Raw genomic sequence first — 24342 nt, 5'->3', positions numbered from 1 at the left:
CAATGGGAGGCCGCCTTGGCGAAGATGATCCACTCCATGATCCGCGTTCTCGACGAGGCGCGCTCCGTCGATTTCTACAGCAGGGCCTTCGGCCTTTCGGTCGCCGACCGCGTCGATTTCGAAACCTTCACGCTGATCTATCTGAGCAATGCCGAGACCGGCTTCGAACTGGAACTGACGGTCAACAAGGGCCGCACCGCGCCCTATGATCTCGGCAATGCCTATGGCCACCTTGCCGTCTCCGTCGAAGAGGTCGCCATCGAACGGGAGCGGCTGTCGAAGCTCGGGTTTCATCCCGGCGAACTGGTGGAGCTCAATCGCGACGGCAAGCTCTTCGGCCTGTTCTTCTTCATCAGCGACCCCGACGGCTACAAGATCGAGGTGCTGCAGCGCCACGGCCGGTTTCTCTGACGCTTCTCAGAGCGACATAGTTCCACTCCACAGAGAATCCCACAGCTTCGAGCGATGAATGAGGAGCCCGCCATGATCGAGAAGACCGCGCTCAATTCCGGCTGGACGCTCACCTGTAACGATACAGGAAGATCCGGCCTGCCCTCTGCCATTCCTGCAACGGTGCCGGGCTGCGTGCATCTCGACCTTCTCGCCAACCGGCTGATCCCCGATCCCTATATCGACGTCAACGAGATCACCAATGACTGGATCGGCAAAACCGACTGGACCTATCACTGCCGTTTCGAAGCGGCGCCTGACGATGGCAGGGTGCAGGAGCTGGTCTTCGAGGGGCTCGATACGATCGCGGTGATTGCCCTCAACGGCGAAGAGATCGGCCGCACCCTCAACATGCACCGCACCTATCGCTTCGATGTGTCGGCACTGCTGAAGGTTGGCCAGAACGACCTCACCGTCACCTTTCACTCGGCTTACGCCTATGGCGTGGAGATGGAGAAGCACTACGGCTACCGGCCCAACAATTATCCGGGACCGGGCAATCTGATGCGCAAGATGGCCTGCAATTTCGGCTGGGACTGGGGGCCGACGCTGGTGACGGCAGGGCTCTGGAAACCCGTTCGGCTGGAGAGCTGGGATCGGGCACGGCTTGCCGAAACACGCGTATCCGCAACGCTTGCCGGCGGCGACGGGCTGGTGAAGCTGCATGCGAGGCTGGCGCGCCACGGCGATCACGGGCCGTGCCGGCTGGTCGCCGAGATCGGCGGGGTGACCACGACGGTGGCGATCGGCGCTGACAACGACGCGGTTTCCTTCGAGCTCCGCCTCCCCTCGCCGCAGCTCTGGTGGCCGCACCATCTCGGCGCGCAGCCGCTCTATCCGCTGACGCTGAAGCTGATCGACGATGCCAGCGGCGGTCTGCTCGACAGCTTTCAGCGCGACCTCGGCTTCCGCTCGCTGCGGCTCGATACCGCGGCCGACGAACACGGCTCGGCCTTTACCTTCGTCATCAACGACGTGCCGCTGTTCATCTGCGGGGCGAACTGGATTCCAGACGATTGTTTCCCCTCGCGGGTGACGGCCGAGCGTTATGCCGCGCGGATCGAGGAGGCGAAGGCCGCCAATATCCACCTGCTGCGCGTCTGGGGCGGCGGCATCTTCGAGCGCGAAGCGTTCTACGAGGCCTGCGACCGCATGGGCATGCTGGTCTGGCAGGATTTCCTCTTTGCCTGCGCCGCCTATCCGGAGGAGGAGCCGCTCAGAAGCGAGGTCGAGGCCGAGGTACGCGACAATGTCGTGCGGCTGATGCCGCATGCCTCGCTGGTCCTCTGGAACGGCAACAACGAGAATATCTGGGGCTTCGACGAATGGGGCTGGCGGCCGATCATCAAGGCGGGCGAAAGCTGGGGCCTCGGCTATTATCTCGACCTGCTGCCGAAACTCTGCGCCGAAATCGATCCGGACCGGCCCTATTATCCCGGCAGCCCCTATTCCGGTTCGATGGAGATCGAACCCAATGCCGACGCACATGGCTGCAAACATATCTGGGACGTGTGGAACGATGTCGGTTACGAGGTCTATCGCAGCTACATCCCCCGCTTCTGCTCCGAATTCGGCTGGCAGGCGCCGGCGGCCTGGGCGACGATCGAAGAAAGCGTGCACGACGCGCCGCTGACGCCGCAATCGAACGGCGTCTTCCACCATCAGAAGGCCACCCAAGGCAACGACAAGCTGATCCGCGGCCTCTCCGGCCATCTGCCGGAGCCGCAAGCGATGGACGACTGGCACTTCGCCACCCAGCTCAATCAGGCCCGCGCCATCCGCTTCGGCATCGAGCACATGCGCTCGCATCGGGATATCTGCAAGGGCGCCGTCGTCTGGCAGTTCAACGATTGCTGGCCGGTCACCTCATGGGCGGCGCTTGATTCGGCCGGGCGCCGCAAGCCGCTCTGGTATGCGCTGAAGGCGGCCTATGATCCGCGCCTGCTGACGATCCAGCCGCGCGGCGATGGCCTTGCGGCGGTGGCGGTCAACGAACGCACCCTGTTCTGGCGGGCGAAGATTGCCGGCAAACGCCTGAAGCTCGACGGCACCGTGCTGGCCGAATTCGAATTCTGGCGTCTGCTCTGCGACCGCTTCGAGGCCAAGGAATTTCCGCTGCCTGGGGATATCGTCACGCCGGACTTACCAAAGGACGAGGTTGTTGTCGTCGAGATGCTCGACAGGCGGGCTTTTCATTATTTCGTCGAGGATATCGACCTTGCCTTGCCGGCGCCGCGGTTGGTGGTCGATGTCAGCGGGATCGACGGTGGGGTCGCCGTGAAGGTGACGGCGCAAAATTTCCTCAAGGATCTCTGCTTGATGGGGGATCGGCTGGATCCGGATGCCGTCGTCGATTCGATGCTGGTGACGCTGCTGCCGGGCGAGAGCCATGTCTTTGTGGTGAGGACAGCGGAGACGATCGTGGCTGACGACATTGTCGTCGGCACCGTATTGCGCTCGGCCAACGATCTTGTTGCAGGGGACTAAACCATCCGGGCTGTGCCCGGCTACTCGGTTGAAAATGTGGCCTGTTAGCTGCCGTGTTCTCTACCTCCCTCATTCCTGTGCTCGTCACAGGAATCCAGCCACCGCGCGTCCGCGCGGTGAATGACCCGAAACCTCAAGCGGAAAAGTCTTCCGCGCCCAAGGACTTGGGCGCACTGGATTCCTGTGACAAGCACAGGAATGAGGGTGAGTAAGCGTCTACCAGATCGAGTGCCCAATGACCTCGCGTAAGAGCGAAGCCGTCGCCAAATACCAAAAAGGCCCCGCATCCCGCGGGGCCCTTCCAGCTCGGCCTATCGGACGACGTTACATCCAGTAGGGCGGCACGCCGTAGTAATCATAGACCCGGCGGCCATTGTCGTTGTACCAGGTGTCGTCATCGTCCGAATAGCTCGGGGCGCCTTCGATCTGCTCCTTGGTCAGGTCGATGCGATAGCCGTCCAGCTGGGTGTCGTAGTTCAGCTTTTCCCAGGGAAGCGGATAGTGGTCGTGACCGATGCCGAGGAAGCCGCCGAAGCTCAGTACGGCATAGGCGACACGGCCATCGAGCTTGCCGATGATCAGGCGTTCGATCGAGCCGATATGCCTGCCATCGGCACCATAGACACGGGTGCCTTCGACGCGATCGCTGGCGATCAGCGAGTGCGTGACCTTGGCATCCGGGTCACGGCGGCTGGCGTCAGAATCCTGATTCAACATTGTGGATCTCCTTTTGGTGTTCCTCATGGTTGGGTATGCAAGATCAACGTCATGGTAACCTCAAAGTTCCCCTCCCCATCTCACGCAAGGGCCGAATGTTGACGTTTACGTCAAGGTTAGTATAGCTTCATTCGGCTTGAACCGTTCAGGCAATGGCATAAGCTGCCGGACTGGAAGATGGAGGACTGCTTCCAGTCGATTACCGGCTCGGGTCGGTGCGGCGGCCGCAAGGGAGAGAGGATACGATGAACAGCATTTCCGTCCATCCGAACGGAGCCAAGCCGGATAAGCCCTGGCTTGCCAGCTATCCCGATGTCGTACCGGCCGAACTCCCGCCGCTGGAATATGCCTCGCTTGCCGAATTGCTCGAAAAATCCTGCGCCCGTTACGCCGACCGCACCGTCTTTTCCAGCATGGGCAAGGCGATGCGCTACCGCGAACTGGAGAGCCAGACGCAGAAGGTTGCCGCCTGGCTGCAGAGCATCGGCCTGGAAAAGGGCGACCGCGTCGCGGTGATGATGCCGAACGTGCTGCAGAACCCGGTCGCCACCTACGCCATCCTCAGGGCCGGCCTCGTCGTCGTCAACGTCAACCCACTCTATACGCCGCGTGAACTCGAACATCAGCTGCGGGATTCCGGCGCCAAGGCGATCTTCGTGCTGGAGAATTTCGCCCGCACGGTGGAGCAGGTTTTGAACAAGACCGATCTGCGCCACGTCGTCGTCACCTCGCTCGGCGAAATGCTGGGGGCCAAGGGGCTGATCGTCAATTTCCTCGTGCGCAAGGTGAAAAAGCTCGTTCCCTCCTGGTCGATCCCTGAGCACAAGAGCTTCAGCCAGGTGCTGCGCGACGGGGCGCAAAAGACGCTGCAGCCGGTGACACTTGCGGGCAGCGATATTGCCTTCCTGCAATATACGGGCGGCACGACGGGCATTGCCAAGGGCGCGGTGCTGACCCATGCAAACCTGCTCGCCAACAAGCTGCAGCTGTCGCTATGGCTGCGATCGGCTTTCGAGCGCAAGAAACAGCCCGAAGTACTGAATTTCCTCTGCGCCCTGCCGCTCTACCACATCTTCGCGTTGACGGTGAATTCGCTGATGGGCTTGTCGCTCGGCGCCCACAATATCCTGATCGCCAATCCGCGCGACATACCTGGCCTCGTCAAGGAATTCGGCAAGTCCGACGTGCATATCTTCCCCGGCCTCAACACGCTGTTCAATGCGCTGATGAACAATGCCGATTTTGCCAAGCTCGATTTCTCGCCGCTGATCATGTCGCTCGGCGGCGGCATGGCCGTGCAGCGCCCGGTCGCCGACCGCTGGCTAAAGATGACCGGCACGCCGGTGACGGAGGGCTACGGGCTATCCGAGACCTCGCCGGTTGCCACCGCCAATCGTTTCGATTCGGCCGAGTTCACCGGCACGATCGGCCTGCCGATGCCCTCCACCGACCTCGATATCCGCGATGAGGAAGGCCATTCGCTGCCATTGGGCGAAGTCGGCGAGATCTGCATCCGTGGGCCGCAGGTGATGGCCGGCTATTGGCAGAAGCCGGAGGAAACGGCGCGGGTGATGACCGAGGACGGCTATTTCCGCTCCGGCGACATGGGCTTCATGGACGCGCGCGGCTTTACCAAGATCGTCGACCGCAAGAAGGACATGATCCTGGTCTCGGGCTTCAACGTCTATCCGAACGAGATCGAGGAGGTCGCCGCCATGCATGCCGGTATCCTCGAGGCCGCCGCCATCGGCGTGCCGGACGGACATTCGGGCGAGGCCGTCAAGCTCTTCGTCGTCAGGAAGGATCCGAACCTGACGGAAGCGGAGGTGAAGGCCCATTGCATCGCCAACCTCACCAATTACAAACGGCCGCGCTTCATCGAGTTCCGCACCGAGCTGCCGAAGTCGCCTGTCGGCAAGATCCTGCGCAAGGATCTGCGCGGCTGAATTGACGAATTCAAAGTGAGACAGCGTCCTTTGCGCATCTTTCGGCCGCGCGGCGCTGTCATGAAATTGACGGCCATCCGCTCGCCACGGGTGGCTTTTTTATATGTTGAGCGGCGGCTGAACTTGATTTGCACTGGAGAAAGCGAATAGTTTCCGCAACCTTTCCGCCTCCAAAGGAGCCTCCCATGAACGCCATCGTCGAACAGCTGAAAAGCACCGCTGATGCCACCAAGGCGACCGATATCCGCGCCGCCTTCGCGGCCGATCCGCAGCGCTTTTCGCGTTTTTCCGTCGCGCTTGACGACCTGCTGATGGATTTTTCCAAGACGGCGGTCAATGACGACATCCTCAAGCTGCTGGTCAAGCTTGCCGAAGACGGCGGCGTTGAAAAGAAGCGCGAGGAAATGTTCTCCGGCAAGGCGATCAATTTCACCGAGGACCGCGCCGTTCTGCACACCGCGCTGCGCAACCGCTCCAACACGCCGGTTCTGGTCGACGGCAAGGACGTCATGCCCGATGTCAACGCGGTGCTTGCCGCCATGGGTAGGTTTGCCGACGAGATCCGCTCCGGCGCGCTGAAAGGCGCCACCGGCAAGGCAATCACCGATGTCGTCAATATCGGCATCGGCGGCTCGGATCTCGGCCCCGTCATGGCGACGCTGGCGCTTGCCCCCTTCCATGACGGCCCGCGCGCGCATTTCGTCTCCAACATCGACGGCGCCCATATCGCCGACATCCTGAAGCTCGTCGAGCCCGAGACGACGCTGTTCATCGTCGCCTCGAAGACCTTCACCACCGTCGAAACGATGACCAATGCACAGACGGCGCGCAATTTCATCGCCAAGGCGCTCGGCGAAGCGGCCGTGCAGCATCATTTCGCCGCCGTCTCGACGGCGCTCGACAAGGTCGCCGCCTTCGGCATCGACAGCGCCCGCGTCTTCGGCTTCTGGGATTGGGTCGGCGGCCGCTACTCGATCTGGTCGGCCATCGGCCTGCCGCTGATGATCGCCGTCGGGCCGGAGAATTTCGGCAAATTCCTCGACGGCGCCCATGCCGTCGACAATCACTTCCGTAAGGCGCCGATTACCGAGAACCTGCCGATGCTGCTCGGCCTGATCGGCTTCTACCACCGCAATGTGCTCGGCTACCCCACCCGCGCCATCCTGCCCTACGACCAGCGCCTGTCACGCTTCCCGGCCTATCTGCAGCAGCTCGACATGGAATCGAACGGTAAGGGCGTCACCATCGACGGCACGCCGGTCGAGGGCAATTCCGGCCCGGTCGTCTGGGGCGAGCCCGGCACCAACGGTCAGCACGCCTTCTACCAGCTCATCCATCAGGGCACGAGCATCATCCCGGCCGAATTCATGATCGCCGCCAACGCCTTCGAGCCGGAGCTGCGCCACCAGCACCAGCTGCTAATCTCCAACGTGCTCGCCCAGTCGGAAGCGCTGATGAAGGGCCGCACCTTCGCGGAAGCCAAGAAGCAGCTGACCGACAAGGGCATGGACGACAAGAAGGCCGATTTCATCGCTCCGCACCGCGTCTTCACCGGCAACCGTCCGTCGATCACCTTCGTCTACGACAAGCTGACCCCCTACGCCCTCGGCCGCCTGATCGCGCTCTACGAACATCGCGTCTTCGTCGAAGGCGTGCTCTTCCGGATCAACTCCTTCGACCAATGGGGCGTCGAGCTCGGCAAGGAACTGGCGACTGGCCTGCTGCCGGTTGTCGAGGGCAAGCAGAGTGCGGCATCGCATGATTCGTCGACGCAGGGCCTGGTTGCGGCGCTGGCGAAGCTTGCGAAGTAAGCGAGAGATCGCCCCTCACCCTAATCCTCTCCCCGTTCTGACGGGGAGAGGGGACGTGCCATGCGAGACGTAGATGAGGACGGAGAGCTTGCGGCATCGTCCCTTCGCCCCGTTTAGGGGGAGAAGGTGACGGCAGCCGCATGAGGGCTGACGCTGGCTCCAACCTTACAAACCAATCTCATGCACCCAGAGCGGATTGGCGCCCACATCGTCATTGCGGCCCGCAAAAGGTGAACGTATAGCGGCCTGTCTGATGCATTCCTGTCTACAGGGCCCACGGCGCAAAACCGGATTGAACGTTCTTCTAATAGAAAATTTTAGAAAGAATTCTTTAAATTCCCCGCAATCGCCCTAGATTCAAGCAAATTCTATGCGCAGGGTATTCCGACGACATGGCCTACAAGCCGGGGACGATGCCCCGTTTCGTTGTTTCCGCTGGCGTATGCACCGGGCCACTCGCGTCCGGATTTACTCTTTCGCGCCCAGTTCACGAGATTGCTCGAGACGCTCGCAACAGAGCGTTTTCACGATCGATCGTCACCAAAGGAAGTTCATGAGCCGTCTTATCGTCGTATCCAATCGTGTTCCCATGCCGGCCAAAGATGGGAGCGCCGCGGCCGGCGGGCTGGCCGTGGCGCTGCAGGCAGCCCTGCAGGCGCGCGGCGGCATCTGGATGGGATGGTCGGGAGAGTCGAGCGGAGACAGGGAGCCTGGTCCGCTGGCGCACCTGCAGAAGGGGAACATCACCTATGCGCTGACCGATCTCACCGACACCGACGTCGAGGAATATTATCGCGGATTTGCAAACCGTGTTCTCTGGCCCATCTGCCACTACCGCCTCGACCTCGCCGAATATGGCCGAAAGGAAATGGCCGGTTATTTCCGCGTCAACCGGTTTTTCGCGCACCGGCTGGCGCCGATGATCGAGCCGGACGACATCATCTGGGTTCATGACTATCACCTCATTCCGCTGGCCGCCGAACTGCGCCAAATGGGGCTGAAGAACCGGATCGGCTTCTTCCTGCACATTCCCTGGCCGCCGGCCGACATTCTCGTCACGATGCCGGTCCATGAAGAAATCATGCGCGGGCTCTCGCATTACGATCTCGTCGGCTTCCAGACGGACTACGACCTCCAGAACTTCGCCGGGTATCTCAGAAGGGAAGGCATTGGCGACGACCTTGGAAATGGATCGTTCGATTCACATGGGCGGATATTCAAGGCGGGCGCCTATCCGATCGGGATCGAAACCGCGGCCTTCGCCGACTTCGCCGAGAGCGCCGCAAACAATGTCATGGTGCAGAAGACCCGGCGCAGCGTTGAAGGCCGCGACATGATCATCGGGGTCGATCGCCTCGATTATTCCAAGGGCATCATTCAGCGGCTAGAAGCGTTCGAACGCTTCCTCACCGGCAATCCCGCCTATCAGAACAAGGTCACCTATCTGCAGATCACGCCGAAGTCGCGATCGGAAGTTCCCGAATACGAGCATATGCAGAAGATGGTCGCCGAGCAGGCCGGCCGCGTCAACGGCGCCATCGGGACGGTCGACTGGGTGCCGATCCGCTATGTCAACCGTTCGATCAACCGCACCGTGCTCGCCGGCCTCTACCGCCTGGCGACGATCGGGCTGGTCACGCCGTTGCGCGACGGCATGAATCTCGTCGCCAAGGAATATGTCGCCGCTCAGAACCCGGATCGCCCGGGCGTCCTGGTGCTATCGCGCTTTGCCGGCGCGGCTCGGGAGCTGAAGGGTGCGCTGCTGGTCAATCCCTACGATGTCGAAGGCACTGCCAATGCGCTTGCCAGGGGCCTTGCCATGTCGCTTGGGGAGCGCCGCGAGCGCTGGAGCATGATGATGGAGCATCTGCTCTCTCACGATGTCTCGCTTTGGTGCGAAAACTTCTTGCGGGACCTGGTGACCGCTCCCGAGCTTGCCCGAACAGGCGCCTGATCGATCAGCGTCCAGCCGCGTCACCACAAAGAGCCTCGCACCGGCCGGGGCGCGAGGGTTAAAGAGCGATCTCATGCGCCCAGGGCGGGTTGGCGCCGGCGCGGGAGACGGTGACGGCCGCAGCTTTGGCGCCGAGCGCCAGGGCGTTGCGCAGCGCCTTTTCGTCAAGATTGGCGACCTGCCCCTTGGTCAGCAGACCATCCATCTTCAGCGACGCCAGCACGCCGGCATCGAAGGTATCGCCGGCGCCGACCGTATCGACGACGGTGACGCGCTCACTCGGCACCGTGACCTTGCGCTCGCTTGTATAACCGGAGGCGCCTTCCGCGCCCTTGGTGATGACGACGAGCTTGGCGCCGTGGGCAAGCCAGTGGGCGGCGAGCGTATCATGGTCACCTGAAAGACCGAACCAATCGAGATCCTCGTCGGAGAATTTGACAATGTCTGATTTGGCCGCCATGCGCTTGATGCGGGCCATATGCGCCGGTTTGTCCTTGATGAAGCCGGGGCGGATATTCGGATCGAGCGAGATGACGCGGGTCGCGGCTTCACGGTCAAGCAGCGCCTCGTAGGTTTCGCCGCAGGGGCTGGGGATCAGGCTGATGGCGCCGAAATGCAGGGCTTCGCAATCGTCGCCGAGCACAGGCAGATCGGCCTCGGTGATCATCCGGCCGGCCGTGCCCTCGTCGTAGAAAGCATAGGTCGCCTGGCCGTTGACCAGCTTGACGAAGGCGATGGTCGAGGGACGCGGGGTGATGGCGCATGGGCTGTAATCGACATTGCTCGCCTTCAGCGTCGAAAGCAGGATTTCGCCCATCATGTCCTCGGCGATGCCGGTGAAGAAGGCGGTGGGGATGCCGAGGCGGCCGAGCGCGATGGCGGTGTTGAAGATCGCGCCGCCGGCATAGGGGGCAAAGCCCTTTTCGCCCAAGGTGGTGTCCCTCGGCAGCATGTCGATCAAGGCTTCGCCGCAGCACAAAATCATCGAATTCCTCCCAACAGCATTTCTACGTTCATCAACCGATTAAGCGAGCTTTTGTCAATAGCTAGAGCGAAAGCTCACTGACGCCGCCATTCCTGCCCGACCATGCGAGCGGCGCATCGAGGAAGGCCTCGACCTCTTCAAGCGTCTTGTCGTCGAACAGCTTCTGCGCCTTGGCGACGGCCAGAACATTGCGCCAGGTGGCGATGTGATGCAGCCGGACCTTGCCGTCGGCAAAACGCTGGTCGCCGAAGATGCCGTAGAAGAACAGCGCGATGCCGTGATCAACGATGCCGCCGGCGGCCCGGACCGCGTCGATGAACTTGAACATGCTGCCGCCTGCTGTCGTCAGGTCTTCGATGACGAGCACGCGCGAACCTTCCGGCATATTGCCTTCGATCTGGGCATTGCGGCCATGGCCCTTCGGTTGCTTGCGGACATAGATCATCGGCAGGCCGAGACGATCGGCCAGCAGGGCGGCGAAGGGGATGCCGGCGGTCTCGCCGCCGGCGATGCAATCGAACTGCTCGAAGCCGGCATCGCGCAACAGGGTGCTGGCGGCGAAATCCATCACCGTCGAGCGGATGCGCGGGAAGGAGAGCAGCTTGCGGCAGTCGATATAGACCGGGCTCGCCATGCCGGAGGAGAGTTTATACGGCTGGGCGGCATTGAAATGCACCGCCTTGATCTCCCAGAGCATCTTGGCCAGCAACTCGGCCATCACGGCGCGATCGGGAAATGTGGTCTGGATCATGCGGCTCTCCTTCGGCTTGGATCCTTGCGGGAATAGCAGCAAGAGCCCGCCGTTTCCAGACGAAAGGCGGCGATCACTGCAGCAGACGGTCGATATCGGCGTTCTGCATTTTCTTGAGCAGGGCAACCGCCTGGGCGCCCTCCTCCGCATCCAGCGAAACGGCGTAACGCACGCCGGCGGCAAGCAGCTGCATCGTCAGCCTTGCGATCGCGAGCAGCGCCTTGCGGTCGCGATCCGGCCCTAGACGGATAAGCACGCCGAGAAATGCCTGGGCATGGAATTCCATGTCCTCGGCATCGATCTGCTGCAGCAGCTTGTCGGTATGGGTCGCATGCCAGATGTCGCGCATCACAGGCTCGCGGCGGAAGAAGCCGTAATATTCGTCGACGATATTGGCGAGCGCGCCCTGCAGGCCGGCGGCGTCGGCGACCTTCGCCAGCTCCGCCTCGACGCACCGTCTGCCCTCTTCGTTGAAGCGCTCGGCCAAGGTGCGGATGATCGAGCTCTTGTCGGGGAAATATTGATAGAGGGCGCCGAAGGAAAGACCGGCCTTTTCGACGATCTCGCTCATCTTCAAGCCGTCGCTGCCATGGCTTTCGATCAGCTCCGAGGCGACGGCGAGGATCTTTTCGAAACGCTCGCGGCCGCGCTGCTGGCTGGGAATCCGGCGCGGCTGGCCGGTATGCTCCGACTGGCGTCTGCGCGTGGCGACCGGCTGTTGCGACATCGTCTGCTCCTTTTCCAAGTTGACAAAGAAAATAAGAGAGATTATCTCATTTTGCAAATGAGAGAGTTTCTCTTGTTTTGAGATTTGGGAGGAGTTTTGACATGCAGACTTCCGAAATTGTCCTCGTCGGTGGATCGGGAAAGACCGGCAGCCGCATCATCAAACGTCTGGAAGCGCGTGGGCTCACCGTTCGCGCCGCGTCGCGCTCGAGCGCCCGTCCCTTCGATTGGGAGGACAGATCGACCTGGTGCGGCGCACTCGAGGGCGCATCGAGCGCCTATGTCGCCTTCCAGGCGGATCTTTCCGTCGCCTGGGCGGCAGAGGTGATCGGGGCGCTCGCCAAGGTCGCGGTAGACTGTGGCCTTGAGCATATCGTGCTGCTCTCCGGTCGCGGCGAAGAGGGCGCGCAACGCAGCGAGGCGGCGCTGAAGGCCTCCGGCATTGACACGACCATCCTGCGTGCCTCCTGGTTCTGCCAGAATTTCAGCGAGGGCGCCTTTGTCGAACAGATCCTCGCCGGCCGGCTGCAATTGCCGGCGGGCAAGATCCGCGAACCCTTCATCGATGCCGACGATATCGCCGATGCGGCCGTCGCCGCCTTGACCGATCCCGGCCATCGCAACAAGGCTTACGAACTGACCGGCCCGCGGGCGCTGACATTCCGCCAGGCGGTCGCCGAAATCGCTCAGGCCGCCGGGCGGCCGATCGAATATCAGCAGGTGTCGATGGCTGAATTCACCGGCGGGCTTGCGGCTGCCGGCCTGCCGCAGGGCCTGACCGATCTTCTGGAGGAACTGTTCGGCCAGGTGCTCGACGGGCGCAATTCCAGCACCATGGACGGTGTCGCCGAAATTCTCGGCCGCCCCGCCACCGATTTCGGCCACTATGCGCGGGAGACCGCGGCAACCGGACTATGGAGCGCCTGACCATGCAGATCGTTCTCACCATCTCCCTCGCAGCCGCAGCGATCGGCAGCGGCCTCGTCGCCGGCATCTTCTTCGCCTTTTCGACCTTCATCATGACCGCCTTCTCGCGGATTCCTGCAGAGCAAGGCATCGCGGCGATGAACTCGATCAACGCCACGATCGTCCGCTCGCCCTTCATGGGCCTGTTCGTGCCGACGGCGATCCTCTGTGTCGTCATCGCCGTGCTGGCGATGATCGACTGGCGCGGCGGGGCATCCCTGCTGATGGTGGCGGGTGCGGCACTCTATGTGCTGGCCTCCTTCCTCTCGACCATCATCTTCAACGTGCCGATGAACGATGCGCTTGAGAAGGTCGCCGGTAGCGGGCCGGACACGATGGCGTTCTGGGCCACCTATCTCAGGGACTGGACGTGGTGGAACCATGTACGGACGATCGCCTCGCTGCTTGCCTCGCTCGCTTTCGTGCGGGCGCTGATGATTGTTTGAAAGATTGCTTCTCGGCGATCCGCCGCGCCTTTCAGGAATCGGGTGGTTGGCCCCGGGCGGGCATGCGATGTTGGGCAATCGCCGCGAAAGGACCGTCATGTTTACGCTTCACGATTATCTGCCGTCGCAAAATGGCTGGAAGGTCCGGGTTTTGCTCGGCCTGCTCGACATACCCTATCATAGCCGTATCGTCTCGATCTTCGAGGGCGAGAGCCGCACCGAGGCGTTTTTGAAACTCAATCCGGTCGGCGCCATCCCGGTTCTCGAACTCGACGACGGGCGTCCGATCGCCGAATCCAATGCGATCCTCACTTTTCTCGCCGAGGGCACGCACTTCCTGCCGTCAGATCACTATCTGCGCGCCAAGGTCATGCAATGGCTGTTCTTCGAACAGTATCATGTCGAGCCGGTCATCGGCTCGCTGCGCTTCTGGACGTTGACGGGACGGCTGGAGCGTAACCAGAGCATGGTTGCGGGCAAGCGCGAAGCCGCAACCCGCGCGGCCGCCGCAATCGATCGCGGCCTGACCGACAGCCTGTTTCTTGTCGGCCGGGAGCTGACGATCGCCGATATCGCCGTTTACGCCTATAGCCACCGGGCCGAGGATTGCGGCTTTTCTCTCAAATCTTATCCCGCCTTCGTCGCCTGGTCAGAGCGCGTTCGGGATGCCATCGGGGCGGATTATCCGGTCTATCCCTATAGCATCGACCCACATTCCGATGCCGGCGCGACACGGTAGACTACGTCTGCTCGCAGAAGGCGATGCGGTTGCTGAAGGGGTCGATGACGGTCATCTCCAGCCCCCACGGCGCTTGCTCGACGCCGGGCTTCATGTAGCGGTAGTCCTTGCCGGCAAGTTCGGCGTGGTAGGCCCGCACATTGGCGACGCGGACAAAGGCCTTGGCGCCGGGGCTGGCGTCGCCGGAATGTTCGCTCAGGTGCAGTGCCATGCCGTCACGCGAGACCTGGCAATAGAGCGGAAAATTTTCGCCGAAACGGTGCTCCCAATCGAGACGGAAGTCCAGGAAGCCGCAATAGAATTCCTTGGCCTTTTCGACCGAGAAGATGCGGAAGATCGGCATCGGCGGCTCGATGCCGATGACCGAGCGGGAGGTGCCCGCCTCCTCTATCTTCGCCGAGAGAATATTCCATTGATCGAGCCCGAACTGGCGGGCAACGATTTCGAGCGTTTCGCTGTGGGTGAGCGAAATGTCGCGGTCGGCGAGAGCCTGCCGCAATGTCTTTGCCATGAGCTTGGCATCGCGAAAATCGCGCATGATGTCATCCTTCCGTTGACGGCAGACAGGAAGATCAGTGCCCGCGTCTGCTGACCCGTTCGCCATCGATCGCCAAACGGCAAGGATGTGAGGATGTTGTCTGGATGCATTCACCATAACGCCAGAGCGTCAAACTCGAGCGTCGCGGGGCGGCTGGCCGCATCCGGCCGACGGCGATAGTATGAGAGGATCGATCGGCGATCAAGACGCGGTGCGCGCTGCCTCGACGGGAACGGCCTGCAGATGGCCGGCCAGCTCGACCCGGTTGCGGCCGGCGCGCTTGGCAGTGTAGAGCGCCTTGTCGGCGGCGCTTAGCATGGCGTCGAAATCCTGCGGCTTCGAGCGGCCGGACGCGACGCCGACGCTGACCGTGCATGTCAGCACTTCGTCATCGATATGGATTTCGCGCGCCTCAAAAGCCCGGCGGATGCGCTCGGCCGTGAGTTCCGCCCGGCCGGGCATGATCTCCTTCAGCACCAGCGCGAATTCCTCGCCGCCGAGCCGGGCGGCAATGTCGCCGCTGCGGCAATGGGCGGCGAGTTCGCCGGCGAAGACCTTGAGCACACGATCGCCGGCTGCATGGCCGAAGCGGTCGTTGACGGATTTGAAATGATCGATGTCGAAGACGATGACGGCGGTGGTCGCGCCCATCGGGCGCGTGCCGTACTCGTCGAACAGGGCGCGGCGGTTGAGCAGGCCGGTCAGCGGATCGGTGATCGCCTCCAGACGATGGCGGGCGGCCAGCCGCCACTGATGCAGCGCCAGCGATAGCGCGCCGATGCCGGTCATGCCGGCGATGCAGACGGCGAGGCTCAGGTCTTCGGCCCAGTTGCTGGGAGCCTTGCCGAGCACCAGCTTGCCATCGGAGATCAGCACGGCGGCGCAGAGGACGAAAGAGATCGCCGTCAGCGTATAAAGCGCGGTGATGCCGAGGAGCGGCGCCGGCGCCTCGGCGCGGGCGAGCCAATACTGCCGGGCGGTGGCAAAGAGCAAAAGGGCGATGGCGATATTGTCGGCGATGAAGGCCAGGCCGTCATACCCTGATAACATCGGCACGACGGAGAAGACCATCGCTGCAAGGGCGCGGATCACGATCGCCGGGACGGACGGGCGGCCGGTGAGGAACTGCCGGCCGGCCCCCCATATGGTGGCAAAACCGGCATGAAACAGCACGAAATTGGCGACGCCCAGCCATGTCTCCGGCCTATTGACATAGGCGCTGTAGACGAAAATGCCGCTGACGACGAGGACCAGGCCGACGGTGGCGGTCAGCAGCACCGTTTCCGCCCGACGGACAATCCAGCTGCCCATCAGCGTCACGGCCAGGCATGCCGTGGAAACGCCGAGCGCCAACAAAAGGGAGTTGTAGTCAAGCGTCATGCTTTTCAGTCTCCGCAGCTTTTCCAGCGCCTGATGTTGGCAGCTTATGGGGTCCGCGGCGAGGAATGTCTTATGCATCCGTTAACAAATGATGCACTGCACAATGCGAATGTTACGCGTTTAACGTCGCGCCGAAACTTAAGATGAATATTCCATTTAAAATTGAATTCTGAAAGCTTACGCTTGCTGCACGACCTGCCAATGCAGGGGAAACATCGGATCGAACACCGTCACCGGACCGGCGCCGGTTTCAATCCTCGCGGGAAAGACGACCGGCTCGGCCTGCCGTGACAGGGTTATGCGCTCCTCGTTCGGCTGAAGCCCGTACCAGGCCGGTCCGTTCAGCGAGGCGAAGGCTTCGAGCCGCTCCAAAGCGCCCTCCTGTTCGAAGACATGGGCAAGGCAGCTCATCGTGTTGATCGAAGTGTAGATGCCGGCGCAGCCGCAGGCGCATTCCTTCAGCGGGTCGACATGCGGGGCGGAATCGGTGCCGAGGAAGAAGCGGGCGTCACCGCTTACGGCAGCCGCACGCAAGGCCAGCCGGTGGTTTTCGCGCTTGGCGACCGGCAGGCAGTAATAATGCGGACGGATGCCGCCGACCAGGATGGCGTTGCGGTTGATGATCAGGTGATGGGTGGTGATCGAGCCGGCGAGATTTGATTTGGCCGCCTTGATGTAATCGATGCCGTCTGAGGTCGTCACATGCTCCATCGTCACCTTCAGCTCCGGCAGGCGCTGCCGCAGCGGATCGAGCACGGTGTCGATGAAGACAGCCTCGCGGTCGAAGATATCGACCTCAGGCGTCGTCACCTCGCCATGAACGCAGAGCGGCAGGCCGATCTCAGCCATGCGCTCCAGCACCGGCATCGCCCTTTCCATGTCGCGCACGCCGCCATGCGAATTGGTGGTGGCGCCGGCCGGGTAAAGCTTGACGGCGGTGATGAGACCGCTTGTCGCCCCCGCCTCGACATCGTCGGGGCTGGTATGCTCGGTGAGATACAGCGTCATCAGCGGCTGGAAGCGATGGCCTTGCGGCAGGGCCTTGAGGATACGCTCTTTGTAAGCCTTGGCGTCTGATGTCGTGACGACGGGCGGCACCAGATTGGGCATGATGATGGCGCGGGCGAAGGTGCGGCTCGTATCGGCGATCACGCCTTCCAGCATGGCGCCATCGCGCAGATGCAGGTGCCAGTCGTCGGGACGGCGGATGGTGATCGATTGCATGGCAGGCCTCCGAAGCGATGCGTCTGCGGCCTCGATAGCACTAAAGCGCGTCGCATTGAAATTGAATCATGCGACGCGCTTTCGCTCTTTTTTCGTGCATGTCGTTGCCCCAAAACCGCCGCACACTTCCGGGCGATATGCATTATCCCTTATGTGAAAACAATCGCCGCGGCATCACGCCAGCGCGATCTCCAGCGTCACATCGGCCGGGCGGCGGTTTTCGAGGATCAGCCGGCCGTTCGGCAGGTCGTTGCCGTAGACCTTGGCACTCGCCTCTTCCTCGGTCAGCTTGTAACCGCGCCAGCGGTCCCAAAGGCGCTCTTCCAGCACCTCGATCGGCGGAGCGAGCATGATCGTGTAGTCGAAGATGCCGTCGAGCTCAGCCCATTTGCCCTGTGTGAAGAGCAGATAGTTGCCTTCGATGATGATGAAACGATCCTCGGGAGCGATCGGGCGGGCGGAGGCAATCGCAAGTTCGCGCGAGCGGTCGAAGACGGGAACGAGAACTTCCTGATCAGCGGGGCGAACCGCGCGGACGATATCCAGGAAGCCGCGCACATCGAAGGTCTCCGGAATGCCCTTGCGGGCAAGCAGGCCGCGTTCGATGAGAATGGCATTGTCCATGTGGAATCCATCCATGGGCAGCACCGCGACGCTCTCACCTTTTGCCTTCAGGGCGTCGGCGAGATTGTCGGCCATGGTGGATTTGCCGGCACCGGGCGGCCCGGCGATCGCCACCAGGAAACGCCTGGAGTTGCCGGCGCGGCTCAGAACCTCGCCGGCAATTTCGTCTACTCCAGCCGTCATGCAGCGACCGGCTCCGTCGGCACCGCCTTGGCGCCGGTCATGAAGGCGACGGCGTCGGACATGGTGTATTCCTTGGGATTGATCACCGTGAGACGCCGGCCGAGACGGTGGATATGGATGCGGTCGGCCACCTCGAAGACATGCGGCATGTTGTGGGAGATCAGCACGATCGGCAGGCCGCGCGCGCGCACGTCGAGGATCAGTTCCAGCACGCGGCGGCTTTCCTTGACGCCAAGGGCTGCCGTCGGTTCGTCCATGATGATGACCTTGGAGCCGAAGGCGGCGGCACGGGCGACCGCGACGCCCTGACGCTGACCGCCGGAGAGCGTTTCCACCGCCTGGTTGATGTTCTGGATGGTCATCAGGCCGAGTTCGGACAGCTTGTTGCGCGCCAGCTTTTCCATCGCCGGCCGGTCGAGCATGCGGAACCAGGAGCCGAGCGGACCCGGTTTGCGGATCTCGCGGCCGAGGAACATGTTGTCGGCGATCGACAGCGCCGGCGACAGAGCGAGGTTCTGATAGACGGTCTCGATGCCGGCCTCGCGCGCTTCCATCGGCGAGCGGAACTGCACCTGCTTGCCTTCGAGCGTGATCACCCCCTCGTCCGGGGTGACGGCGCCCGAGATCGCCTTGATGAGCGACGATTTGCCGGCGCCGTTATCGCCGATGACGGCGAGGATTTCACCCGGATAGAGGTCGAAATCGGCATTGTCGAGCGCAGTCACGCGGCCATAGCGCTTGACGAGACCCCGGGCAGTGAGAAGGGGGGCGGTGAGAAGGGGTTCGCGAGCCATGGTTACACCGAAACCTTTCTGATCCACTGGTCGATGGCGACGGCGGCGATGATCAGCACGCCCGTCAAGAGGACTTTCCATTGCGGGTCGGCGCCGAGCATGTTGAGGCCCATCGAGACGACGCCGACGATCATCGCGCCGAAGAGCGTGCCGAGAATGGAGCCACGGCCACCGAAGAGCGAGATGCCGCCGATCACGGTCGCGGTGATCGCCTGGAGGTTATAGTCGGTGACCGCCGAGGACGGCGAGATCGAGCCGTTGCGGCCGATCGAGACCCAGGCGGCGAAGGCGGCGATGACGCCGGAGATGGTGTAGACGGTGAGCAGCACCTTCTTGGTCTGGATGCCGGAGAGCTTGGCCGCTTCCGGATCGTCGCCGACCGCATAGACATGCCGGCCCCAGGCGGTGTGATTGAGCACGTACCAGAGCAGCATGACGAGCAGCACCATGGCGATGACGCCGAGGGTCAGCACGGCTGTGCCGGCTTTGAAGCTCATGGCGAAAAGATGCAGCAGCGGCGCCTGTTCGTCGACGTCGGTGTCGCGGATCGTCTCATTGGCGGAATAGATGAAATTCGTCGCCATGACGATATTCCAGGTGCCGAGCGTGACGATGAAGGGCGGCAGCTTCATGAAGGCGACGAGAAAGCCGTTCAGCAATCCGCACAGGCCGCCGACCAGGAGGCCTGATATGACGGCGATCGGCGTCGGTATGCCGTAGGTGATGGCGACATTGCCCATGATGACCGCCGAGATCACCATGATGACGCCGATCGAAAGATCGATGCCGGCCGTCAGGATGACCAGCGTCTGGGCAGCACCGAGAATGCCGACGATGGCGATCTGCTGCAGGATCAGTGTCAGCGTATAGGACGAGAAGAACCGTCCGCCGATGGCGATGCCGAAGATGATGATCGCCAGCACCAGCACGATCAGCGGCACGGCGGCCGGCGTCGAGTGCAGAAAATGCTGGGCGCGCTTGATCAGCGAGACATCCTGGTGCTCGAAGGAGGCGACGCTCTTGTCGCTGCCGTCGAGGACGCGTTCGAATTCCTGTGTTCCGGTCATGGTTCCTCCTCCGCATCCGCGCGCCGAACTCGCGCGGGGGCCGTCACCGATATCCTTCCGGTCTTTGCTGAGCCGGTTCGTGAGGCGACGGTACATCGTCCGTCGAAAACGGCCGGGGATCAAGCCCCGGCCGGTCTGCTTTCAATAAAGCGGGCTTAGCCCCAGCACTTGTCGGTGCCTTCCTTGGTGTCGATCGACTTGACGCCGGAGACCGGCTTGTCGGTGACGAGCGAAACGCCGGTGTCGAAGAAGGACTTGCCTTCGGTCGGCTTCGGCTTTTCACCGCTGTCGGCGAACTTCTTGATCGCCTCGATGCCGAGCGACGCCATCAGCAGCGGATATTGCTGCGAGGTGGCGCCGATGACGCCTTCCTTGACCGACTTGACACCCGGGCAACCGCCGTCGACCGAGACGATCAGCACGTTCTTTTCCATGCCGACGGCCTTCAGCGCCTGATAGGCACCGACTGCGGCCGGTTCGTTGATCGTGTGGATGACGTTGATGCCAGGATCCTTCTGCAGAAGGTTTTCCATGGCCTTGCGGCCGCCTTCTTCATTGCCGTTGGTCACGTCATGACCGACGATGCGCTTGTCGTCTTCGTCGCCGATCTTGTCCGGGTTCTTCGGGTCGATGCCGAAGCCGATCATGAAGCCCTGGTCGCGCAGAACGTCGACCGTCGGCTGCGACGGGGTCAGGTCGAGGAAGCCGACCTTGGCGTCCTTGGCCTTGTCGCCGAGCGTTTCCTTGGCCCACTGGCCGATCAGCTTGCCGGCGAGCAGGTTGTCGGTGGCGAAGGTGGCATCGGCGGCATCGGCCGGCTCGAGCGGCGTGTCGAGCGCGATGACCAGCAGGCCGGCATCACGCGCCTTCTTGACCGAAGAGACGATGCCCTTGGTGTCGGAAGCGGTGAGCAGGATGCCCTTGGCGCCGTCGGCAATGCAGCTTTCGATCGCGGCCACCTGGCTTTCGCTGTCGCCATCGATCTTGCCGGCATAGGACTTCAGCGAAACGCCGAGTTCCTTGGCCTTGGCGGTCGCACCTTCCTTCATCTTGACGAAGAAGGGGTTGGTGTCGGTCTTGGTGATGAGGCAGGCAGCAACGTCAGCCGCCATGACAGGAGCGGAAAAAGTGACACCAAGCGCGAGCGCGCCGAAAGCGAGAACAGATTTCTTCATGGAACTCCTCCCAGAGTTTGCCGGCGCCGCCCCTGCGGGACCGGAATTTAAAGATATGACACTTCGCCGTGGATCGCCAATGCCTCCCAGCGGTCCCGTGCCCTTGACGACGGCAATTAAGAGCGAAAAGAAATCGGCTTGTCAATAAATAAATCCAATTGAATTATTAATTCGATGTGGCATGCTCGATCGAATTAGGGCATAGGCCAACAATCGGGAGGAGCGGCCATGTCGTCCTTGGATGGACCGGCGAATATACCGGTCCCGCCACCAATTCTGAATCCGGCCGGCGGTGCGAACCAGGTCAGGGTGCGGGCCTATAACGAACGGCTCGTGCTGTCGCTGGTGCGTCTCTACGGCGCGCTGTCGAAGGCCGATATCGCACGCCGCAGCGGCCTGTCGGCGCAGACCGTCTCCGTCATCATGCGGGTGCTGGAGAAGGAAGGGCTGCTGTCGCGCGGGGAACCGGTGCGCGGCCGAGTCGGCCAGCCGTCGATCCCAATGCATCTCAATCCCGACGCCGTCTATTCCTATGGTTTAAAGATAGGGCGACGCAGCGCCGATCTGGTGCTGATGGATTTCGTCGGCCGCATCCGCATGCAGCTGCACAAGACCTATGCCTATCCGCTGCCGGAGGAAATCCTCGCTTTCGTCACCTCGGGCATCCAAGATCTCGAGGACCGACTCGACGACAAGCAGCGCGGCCGCATTGCCGGCCTCGGCATCGCCGCGCCTTTCGAGCTCTGGAACTGGGCCGAAGAGGTGGGTGCGCCGCCGGGCGCCATGGAGGTCTGGCGCGAGGTCGATCTGCAGGCCGATATCGCCGCGCGCGTCGCCCATCCGGTCTTCCTGCAGAACGATGCGACCAGCGCCTGCGGCGCCGAACTCGTCTTCGGCATCGGGCCGTCCTATCCGGATTTCGTCTATTTCTTCATCGGCTCCTTCATCGGCGGCGGCATCGTCCTGAACTCGGCGATCTTTTCCGGCCGCACCGGTACGGCCGGGGCGATCGGGCCGCTGCCGGTGCGCGGCAAGAACGGCGAGACCAAGCAGCTGCTCGAAATCGCCTCGATCTTCGTGCTCGAAAACATGCTGCGCGAACGCGGCATCGATCCCGAGCCGCTCTGGTATTCGGCCGACGACTGGGTGGATTTCGGCGAGCCGATGGAAAGCTGGATCCAGGATAGCGCCAAGGCGCTGGCGCAGGCGATCGTCGCCGCCGCCTCGATCCTCGATTTCAGCGCGGCCGTGATCGACGGCGGCTTTCCCCACTGGGTGCGCAGCCGCGTGGTGCAGGCGACGATCGACGAAGCCGCCAAGCTCGACCTGCAGGGCGTCGTCATGCCCGAAATCATCGAGGGCGCGGTCGGCGCGCAGGCGCGCGCCATCGGCGGCGCCAGCCTGCCGATCTTTGCGCGTTACCTCACCGACCAGAACGTACTCTTCAAGGAGGTAGACCATGCTGAAAGGACTTGACCCGCTGTTGAGCCCGGAGTTGCTTTCGACACTTCGGGCCATGGGCCACGGCGACGAGATCGCCATCGTCGATGGCAATTATCCGGGGGTCGAACATGCGCGCCGGCTGATCCGGCTCGACGGCCACCACCTCATCCCGGTGCTCAACGCCGTGCTCAGCGTGCTGCCGATCGACGATTTCGTGCCCGAGGCGATCTTCCGCTCGACCGTCAAGGCCGAGCGCGACAAGCTCGACCCGGTGCATGAGGAGATGATCGACTGCTGCGCCCGCCACGAGCCGCACCGACAGGTGGTGCCGCTGATCGGCCAGGATTTCTACGGCCGGGTGCGGGCCGCCCATGCGGTGATTCAGACCAGCGAGCCCCGGCTCTACGCCAACATCATCCTACGCAAGGGGGTGATTTATCCGAAAGAGGCGGGTGCGCAGGCGGCCGAGGTGGATCCGTTCGTTTACTAGGACAGGAATGGCTTCAGGCCGAGTCAGCAGAGATTTCGGCCTGCAGACAAGGTGGCCAACTGCTCTTTGTCGTAGGCATGCGTTACAAGAGAACCGAGAGGCCGCGGCATGCCCTCTTTTCCCCGCTGGGGAGAAGTGCCGGCAGGCGGATGAGGGGGCCACAGGGCGCATTACTAAATAGCCCTTACACGCATCCTTCGCGTACATTCCTGCATGCCCTGAACAGAAATCAAAATGGTTTCTTAGCGTCATTTGGGGAGTCCCGAGGATGATGACTCGCCAGCGCGAACGCAAGGCGGGCGACAGCCGACGGGTCAGCCGCCAGATCGCGTCGCCCGCCGCGCCGTCACTTCGTGGCGAGCTGTGTGTTCAAGGCCTGAACAAACGCTGTGCCGAACGCCGCGTCGGACATCGGCTGTTGGCCGGTTATCAGTTCGCGATCGACCACAACATTACTTGCCCAGGGTGCCGACGCATTCTGCACAACGGCTCCCGCCGAGGCTAGCGCCTCGTCAGCGTAGAACACGACATTACCGCCCAGTAGCACATCGCCTTCGACCTGCTTTTCCTCGGCGGCAGAGAACGCTGTCAGGCGATAGCCGGCATAAGGCCAACCCTGGCTGAGCGATTGCAGCTGGGTGCTGTCGTTCGCGCTGAGTGCGAGACGATAAGCCTGCGGGTCAGGTAGCGTGGAAAGCAGCGCCACCGGGCCATGACAGATAATGCCCGTCGGTCGGCCGCCGTCGTGGAATGCGCGCAATATCTGTCCCAGCGATTGATCCTGGACAAGGTCCTGCATCGGCGCATGCCCACCGGGAATAAAGACGCCGACGAACTCCCTGACGCCTGCAGATTGAACAGCCGAGAGGCGAAGCGGTTGCTTCAGGTTGTCGAAACCGTTGATGTAATTCTCCGCCTTGGCACGCTTGGCATCGTCGCCCCCGAAATAGTTCTTGTGATTCGAGTTCGAGTCCATTTGCGGCGTATCGCCGTTCGGATTGGCAAACACAGGTGTGTAACCAGCATCGACGATCTGCTTCAGCGGAACGGCGAGTTCATTCAGGAAATAGCCGGTTTTGTAGGTCTTGCCGTCTCGAAGTTCGAGCTGATGGGCGCTCGACATCACCACCAGAACTTTGCCCTTGCTCTGCGCGGAGGCCGCCGTTGGCGCTACGATCGCCAGTCCCATCGCCAATCCCATCGCGAGGACAGCGCTACCCATACGTACAATACTCATCTGCTTTTCCTTTGTGTTGATCGGTTTGGTCGAGCTCTCTCGGAGCCAATTCGTCCGAGAGCAATCCCTTCAACGGGTTGGGAAGCACCTAGCCAAACCAATTTCAAAATACAGGCATATGCCGATAATTTATCTATGGTATATACCGATATCTTGTCAAGACGACGGAATAGGGCTAGTGAAAATGAGAAAACAATCGCCTGTGTCCG

Annotated in this window: 22 protein-coding genes; 10 read left to right on the top strand and 12 right to left on the bottom strand. The window is 62.1% G+C overall.

Annotated elements, in window-relative coordinates:
- The first annotated feature begins 15 nt into the window (after positions 1-15).
- A complete protein-coding gene (locus PO860_RS00695; RefSeq protein WP_183605548.1) occupies positions 16-411 on the top strand; it encodes a VOC family protein in 396 nt (131 codons plus the stop codon).
- Between the two features lie 72 nt (positions 412-483).
- Entirely contained in the window at positions 484-2937 is a 2454-nt protein-coding gene (locus tag PO860_RS00690; RefSeq protein ID WP_275033707.1) for a glycoside hydrolase family 2 protein, read from the top strand.
- A gap of 324 nt (positions 2938-3261) precedes the next feature.
- Here the strand turns inward: PO860_RS00690 and PO860_RS00685 are convergent, their stop codons facing one another.
- Positions 3262-3654, bottom strand: a complete 393-nt coding sequence (locus PO860_RS00685; protein WP_183605546.1) for a PRC-barrel domain-containing protein — start codon at positions 3652-3654, stop codon at positions 3262-3264.
- 245 nt (positions 3655-3899) lie between these two features.
- Here PO860_RS00685 and PO860_RS00680 point away from each other — a divergent pair, with 245 nt between their 5' ends.
- The 3 genes from PO860_RS00680 to otsA all read left to right on the top strand — a co-directional run bounded on the left by PO860_RS00680 (position 3900) and on the right by otsA (position 9365).
- On the top strand, positions 3900-5600 hold the full coding sequence (locus PO860_RS00680) for a long-chain fatty acid--CoA ligase (protein WP_272782857.1): 1701 nt from the start codon (positions 3900-3902) through the stop codon (positions 5598-5600).
- A 185-nt stretch (positions 5601-5785) separates the two neighbouring features.
- The gene (gene pgi / locus PO860_RS00675) at positions 5786-7411 is read left to right on the top strand and encodes a glucose-6-phosphate isomerase (RefSeq protein ID WP_275033704.1); all 1626 of its coding nucleotides are present in this window, start codon (positions 5786-5788) and stop codon (positions 7409-7411) included.
- Positions 7412-7964: 553 nt separating this feature from the next.
- The gene (otsA, locus tag PO860_RS00670) at positions 7965-9365 is read left to right on the top strand and encodes an alpha,alpha-trehalose-phosphate synthase (UDP-forming) (RefSeq protein ID WP_183605543.1); all 1401 of its coding nucleotides are present in this window, start codon (positions 7965-7967) and stop codon (positions 9363-9365) included.
- A gap of 58 nt (positions 9366-9423) precedes the next feature.
- On the opposite strand, the gene PO860_RS00665 is transcribed toward otsA, so the two are convergent.
- The 3 genes from PO860_RS00665 to PO860_RS00655 all read right to left on the bottom strand — a co-directional run bounded on the left by PO860_RS00665 (position 9424) and on the right by PO860_RS00655 (position 11828).
- The gene (locus PO860_RS00665; RefSeq protein ID WP_183605542.1) at positions 9424-10350 is read right to left on the bottom strand and encodes a carbohydrate kinase family protein; all 927 of its coding nucleotides are present in this window, start codon (positions 10348-10350) and stop codon (positions 9424-9426) included.
- A 61-nt stretch (positions 10351-10411) separates the two neighbouring features.
- On the bottom strand, positions 10412-11101 hold the full coding sequence (locus tag PO860_RS00660; protein WP_183605541.1) for an orotate phosphoribosyltransferase: 690 nt from the start codon (positions 11099-11101) through the stop codon (positions 10412-10414).
- A 73-nt stretch (positions 11102-11174) separates the two neighbouring features.
- Positions 11175-11828: a TetR/AcrR family transcriptional regulator gene (locus PO860_RS00655; RefSeq protein WP_183605540.1), complete on the bottom strand. Its 654-nt coding sequence runs from the start codon at positions 11826-11828 to the stop codon at positions 11175-11177.
- A 101-nt stretch (positions 11829-11929) separates the two neighbouring features.
- On the opposite strand from PO860_RS00655, the gene PO860_RS00650 reads away from it, so the two are divergent.
- The 3 genes from PO860_RS00650 (at position 11930) to PO860_RS00640 (ending at position 13978) form a co-directional block, all read left to right on the top strand.
- Positions 11930-12754 (top strand): NmrA family NAD(P)-binding protein, encoded by an 825-nt coding sequence (locus PO860_RS00650; protein ID WP_273883647.1) that lies wholly within the window; start codon positions 11930-11932, stop codon positions 12752-12754.
- 2 nt (positions 12755-12756) lie between these two features.
- The gene (locus tag PO860_RS00645) at positions 12757-13239 is read left to right on the top strand and encodes an anthrone oxygenase family protein (RefSeq protein WP_272782851.1); all 483 of its coding nucleotides are present in this window, start codon (positions 12757-12759) and stop codon (positions 13237-13239) included.
- 97 nt (positions 13240-13336) lie between these two features.
- The gene (locus tag PO860_RS00640; protein ID WP_273883648.1) at positions 13337-13978 is read left to right on the top strand and encodes a glutathione S-transferase family protein; all 642 of its coding nucleotides are present in this window, start codon (positions 13337-13339) and stop codon (positions 13976-13978) included.
- 1 nt (position 13979) lies between these two features.
- On the opposite strand, the gene PO860_RS00635 is transcribed toward PO860_RS00640, so the two are convergent.
- The 7 genes from PO860_RS00635 to PO860_RS00605 all read right to left on the bottom strand — a co-directional run bounded on the left by PO860_RS00635 (position 13980) and on the right by PO860_RS00605 (position 20963).
- Positions 13980-14516 (bottom strand): glyoxalase superfamily protein, encoded by a 537-nt coding sequence (locus PO860_RS00635; protein WP_275038004.1) that lies wholly within the window; start codon positions 14514-14516, stop codon positions 13980-13982.
- Positions 14517-14717: 201 nt separating this feature from the next.
- Positions 14718-15896: a GGDEF domain-containing protein gene (locus tag PO860_RS00630; protein WP_273883649.1), complete on the bottom strand. Its 1179-nt coding sequence runs from the start codon at positions 15894-15896 to the stop codon at positions 14718-14720.
- A gap of 177 nt (positions 15897-16073) precedes the next feature.
- Positions 16074-17120 carry a dihydroorotase gene (gene pyrC, locus PO860_RS00625; protein ID WP_273883650.1) on the bottom strand — a complete coding sequence of 349 codons (1047 nt, stop codon included), beginning with the start codon at positions 17118-17120 and terminating at the stop codon, positions 16074-16076.
- 174 nt (positions 17121-17294) lie between these two features.
- On the bottom strand, positions 17295-17927 hold the full coding sequence (locus PO860_RS00620) for a nucleoside triphosphate hydrolase (protein WP_183605533.1): 633 nt from the start codon (positions 17925-17927) through the stop codon (positions 17295-17297).
- On the bottom strand, positions 17924-18721 hold the full coding sequence (locus PO860_RS00615; protein ID WP_183605532.1) for an ATP-binding cassette domain-containing protein: 798 nt from the start codon (positions 18719-18721) through the stop codon (positions 17924-17926). The genes PO860_RS00620 and PO860_RS00615 overlap by 4 nt, the downstream gene beginning before the upstream one ends.
- Positions 18722-18723: 2 nt before the next feature.
- Entirely contained in the window at positions 18724-19788 is a 1065-nt protein-coding gene (locus PO860_RS00610) for an ABC transporter permease (protein ID WP_183605531.1), read from the bottom strand.
- 155 nt (positions 19789-19943) lie between these two features.
- Complete coding sequence (locus PO860_RS00605; protein ID WP_028756641.1) at positions 19944-20963, bottom strand: sugar ABC transporter substrate-binding protein; 1020 nt, start codon at positions 20961-20963, stop codon at positions 19944-19946.
- Positions 20964-21191: 228 nt separating this feature from the next.
- Between PO860_RS00605 and PO860_RS00600 the strand changes: the two genes are divergently transcribed.
- Both PO860_RS00600 and PO860_RS00595 read left to right on the top strand, forming a co-directional pair.
- Positions 21192-22439 carry an ROK family transcriptional regulator gene (locus tag PO860_RS00600; protein ID WP_183605530.1) on the top strand — a complete coding sequence of 416 codons (1248 nt, stop codon included), beginning with the start codon at positions 21192-21194 and terminating at the stop codon, positions 22437-22439.
- Positions 22423-22896: an RbsD/FucU family protein gene (locus tag PO860_RS00595; RefSeq protein ID WP_183605529.1), complete on the top strand. Its 474-nt coding sequence runs from the start codon at positions 22423-22425 to the stop codon at positions 22894-22896. Before PO860_RS00600 ends, PO860_RS00595 begins: the two co-directional genes overlap by 17 nt.
- A gap of 346 nt (positions 22897-23242) precedes the next feature.
- Here PO860_RS00595 and PO860_RS00590 read toward each other — a convergent pair whose 3' ends face one another.
- Entirely contained in the window at positions 23243-24133 is an 891-nt protein-coding gene (locus tag PO860_RS00590; protein ID WP_275038003.1) for a type 1 glutamine amidotransferase domain-containing protein, read from the bottom strand.
- Positions 24134-24342 lie beyond the last annotated feature (209 nt).

Source organism: Rhizobium binxianense (assembly GCF_028994275.1).
GTDB lineage: Bacteria > Pseudomonadota > Alphaproteobacteria > Rhizobiales > Rhizobiaceae > Rhizobium > Rhizobium binxianense.
The sequence above is the reverse complement of the archived record's forward strand: the minus strand, read 5'-3'. Positions and strand labels throughout refer to the sequence as shown.

Excerpts from the sequence above, each read along its gene's own strand:
- PO860_RS00690 (WP_275033707.1), top strand. The coding sequence starts at position 484 with ATGATCGAGAAGACCGCGCTCAATTCCGGCTGGACGCTCACCTGTAAC.
- PO860_RS00685 (WP_183605546.1), bottom strand. The coding sequence starts at position 3,654 with ATGTTGAATCAGGATTCTGACGCCAGCCGCCGTGACCCGGATGCCAAG.
- PO860_RS00680 (WP_272782857.1), top strand. The coding sequence starts at position 3,900 with ATGAACAGCATTTCCGTCCATCCGAACGGAGCCAAGCCGGATAAGCCC.
- pgi (WP_275033704.1), top strand. The coding sequence starts at position 5,786 with ATGAACGCCATCGTCGAACAGCTGAAAAGCACCGCTGATGCCACCAAG.
- otsA (WP_183605543.1), top strand. The coding sequence starts at position 7,965 with ATGAGCCGTCTTATCGTCGTATCCAATCGTGTTCCCATGCCGGCCAAA.
- PO860_RS00665 (WP_183605542.1), bottom strand. The coding sequence starts at position 10,350 with ATGATTTTGTGCTGCGGCGAAGCCTTGATCGACATGCTGCCGAGGGAC.
- PO860_RS00660 (WP_183605541.1), bottom strand. The coding sequence starts at position 11,101 with ATGATCCAGACCACATTTCCCGATCGCGCCGTGATGGCCGAGTTGCTG.
- PO860_RS00655 (WP_183605540.1), bottom strand. The coding sequence starts at position 11,828 with ATGTCGCAACAGCCGGTCGCCACGCGCAGACGCCAGTCGGAGCATACC.
- PO860_RS00650 (WP_273883647.1), top strand. The coding sequence starts at position 11,930 with ATGCAGACTTCCGAAATTGTCCTCGTCGGTGGATCGGGAAAGACCGGC.
- PO860_RS00645 (WP_272782851.1), top strand. The coding sequence starts at position 12,757 with ATGCAGATCGTTCTCACCATCTCCCTCGCAGCCGCAGCGATCGGCAGC.
- PO860_RS00640 (WP_273883648.1), top strand. The coding sequence starts at position 13,337 with ATGTTTACGCTTCACGATTATCTGCCGTCGCAAAATGGCTGGAAGGTC.
- PO860_RS00635 (WP_275038004.1), bottom strand. The coding sequence starts at position 14,516 with ATGCGCGATTTTCGCGATGCCAAGCTCATGGCAAAGACATTGCGGCAG.
- PO860_RS00630 (WP_273883649.1), bottom strand. The coding sequence starts at position 15,896 with ATGACGCTTGACTACAACTCCCTTTTGTTGGCGCTCGGCGTTTCCACG.
- pyrC (WP_273883650.1), bottom strand. The coding sequence starts at position 17,120 with ATGCAATCGATCACCATCCGCCGTCCCGACGACTGGCACCTGCATCTG.
- PO860_RS00620 (WP_183605533.1), bottom strand. The coding sequence starts at position 17,927 with ATGACGGCTGGAGTAGACGAAATTGCCGGCGAGGTTCTGAGCCGCGCC.
- PO860_RS00615 (WP_183605532.1), bottom strand. The coding sequence starts at position 18,721 with ATGGCTCGCGAACCCCTTCTCACCGCCCCCCTTCTCACTGCCCGGGGT.
- PO860_RS00610 (WP_183605531.1), bottom strand. The coding sequence starts at position 19,788 with ATGACCGGAACACAGGAATTCGAACGCGTCCTCGACGGCAGCGACAAG.
- PO860_RS00605 (WP_028756641.1), bottom strand. The coding sequence starts at position 20,963 with ATGAAGAAATCTGTTCTCGCTTTCGGCGCGCTCGCGCTTGGTGTCACT.
- PO860_RS00600 (WP_183605530.1), top strand. The coding sequence starts at position 21,192 with ATGTCGTCCTTGGATGGACCGGCGAATATACCGGTCCCGCCACCAATT.
- PO860_RS00595 (WP_183605529.1), top strand. The coding sequence starts at position 22,423 with ATGCTGAAAGGACTTGACCCGCTGTTGAGCCCGGAGTTGCTTTCGACA.
- PO860_RS00590 (WP_275038003.1), bottom strand. The coding sequence starts at position 24,133 with ATGAGTATTGTACGTATGGGTAGCGCTGTCCTCGCGATGGGATTGGCG.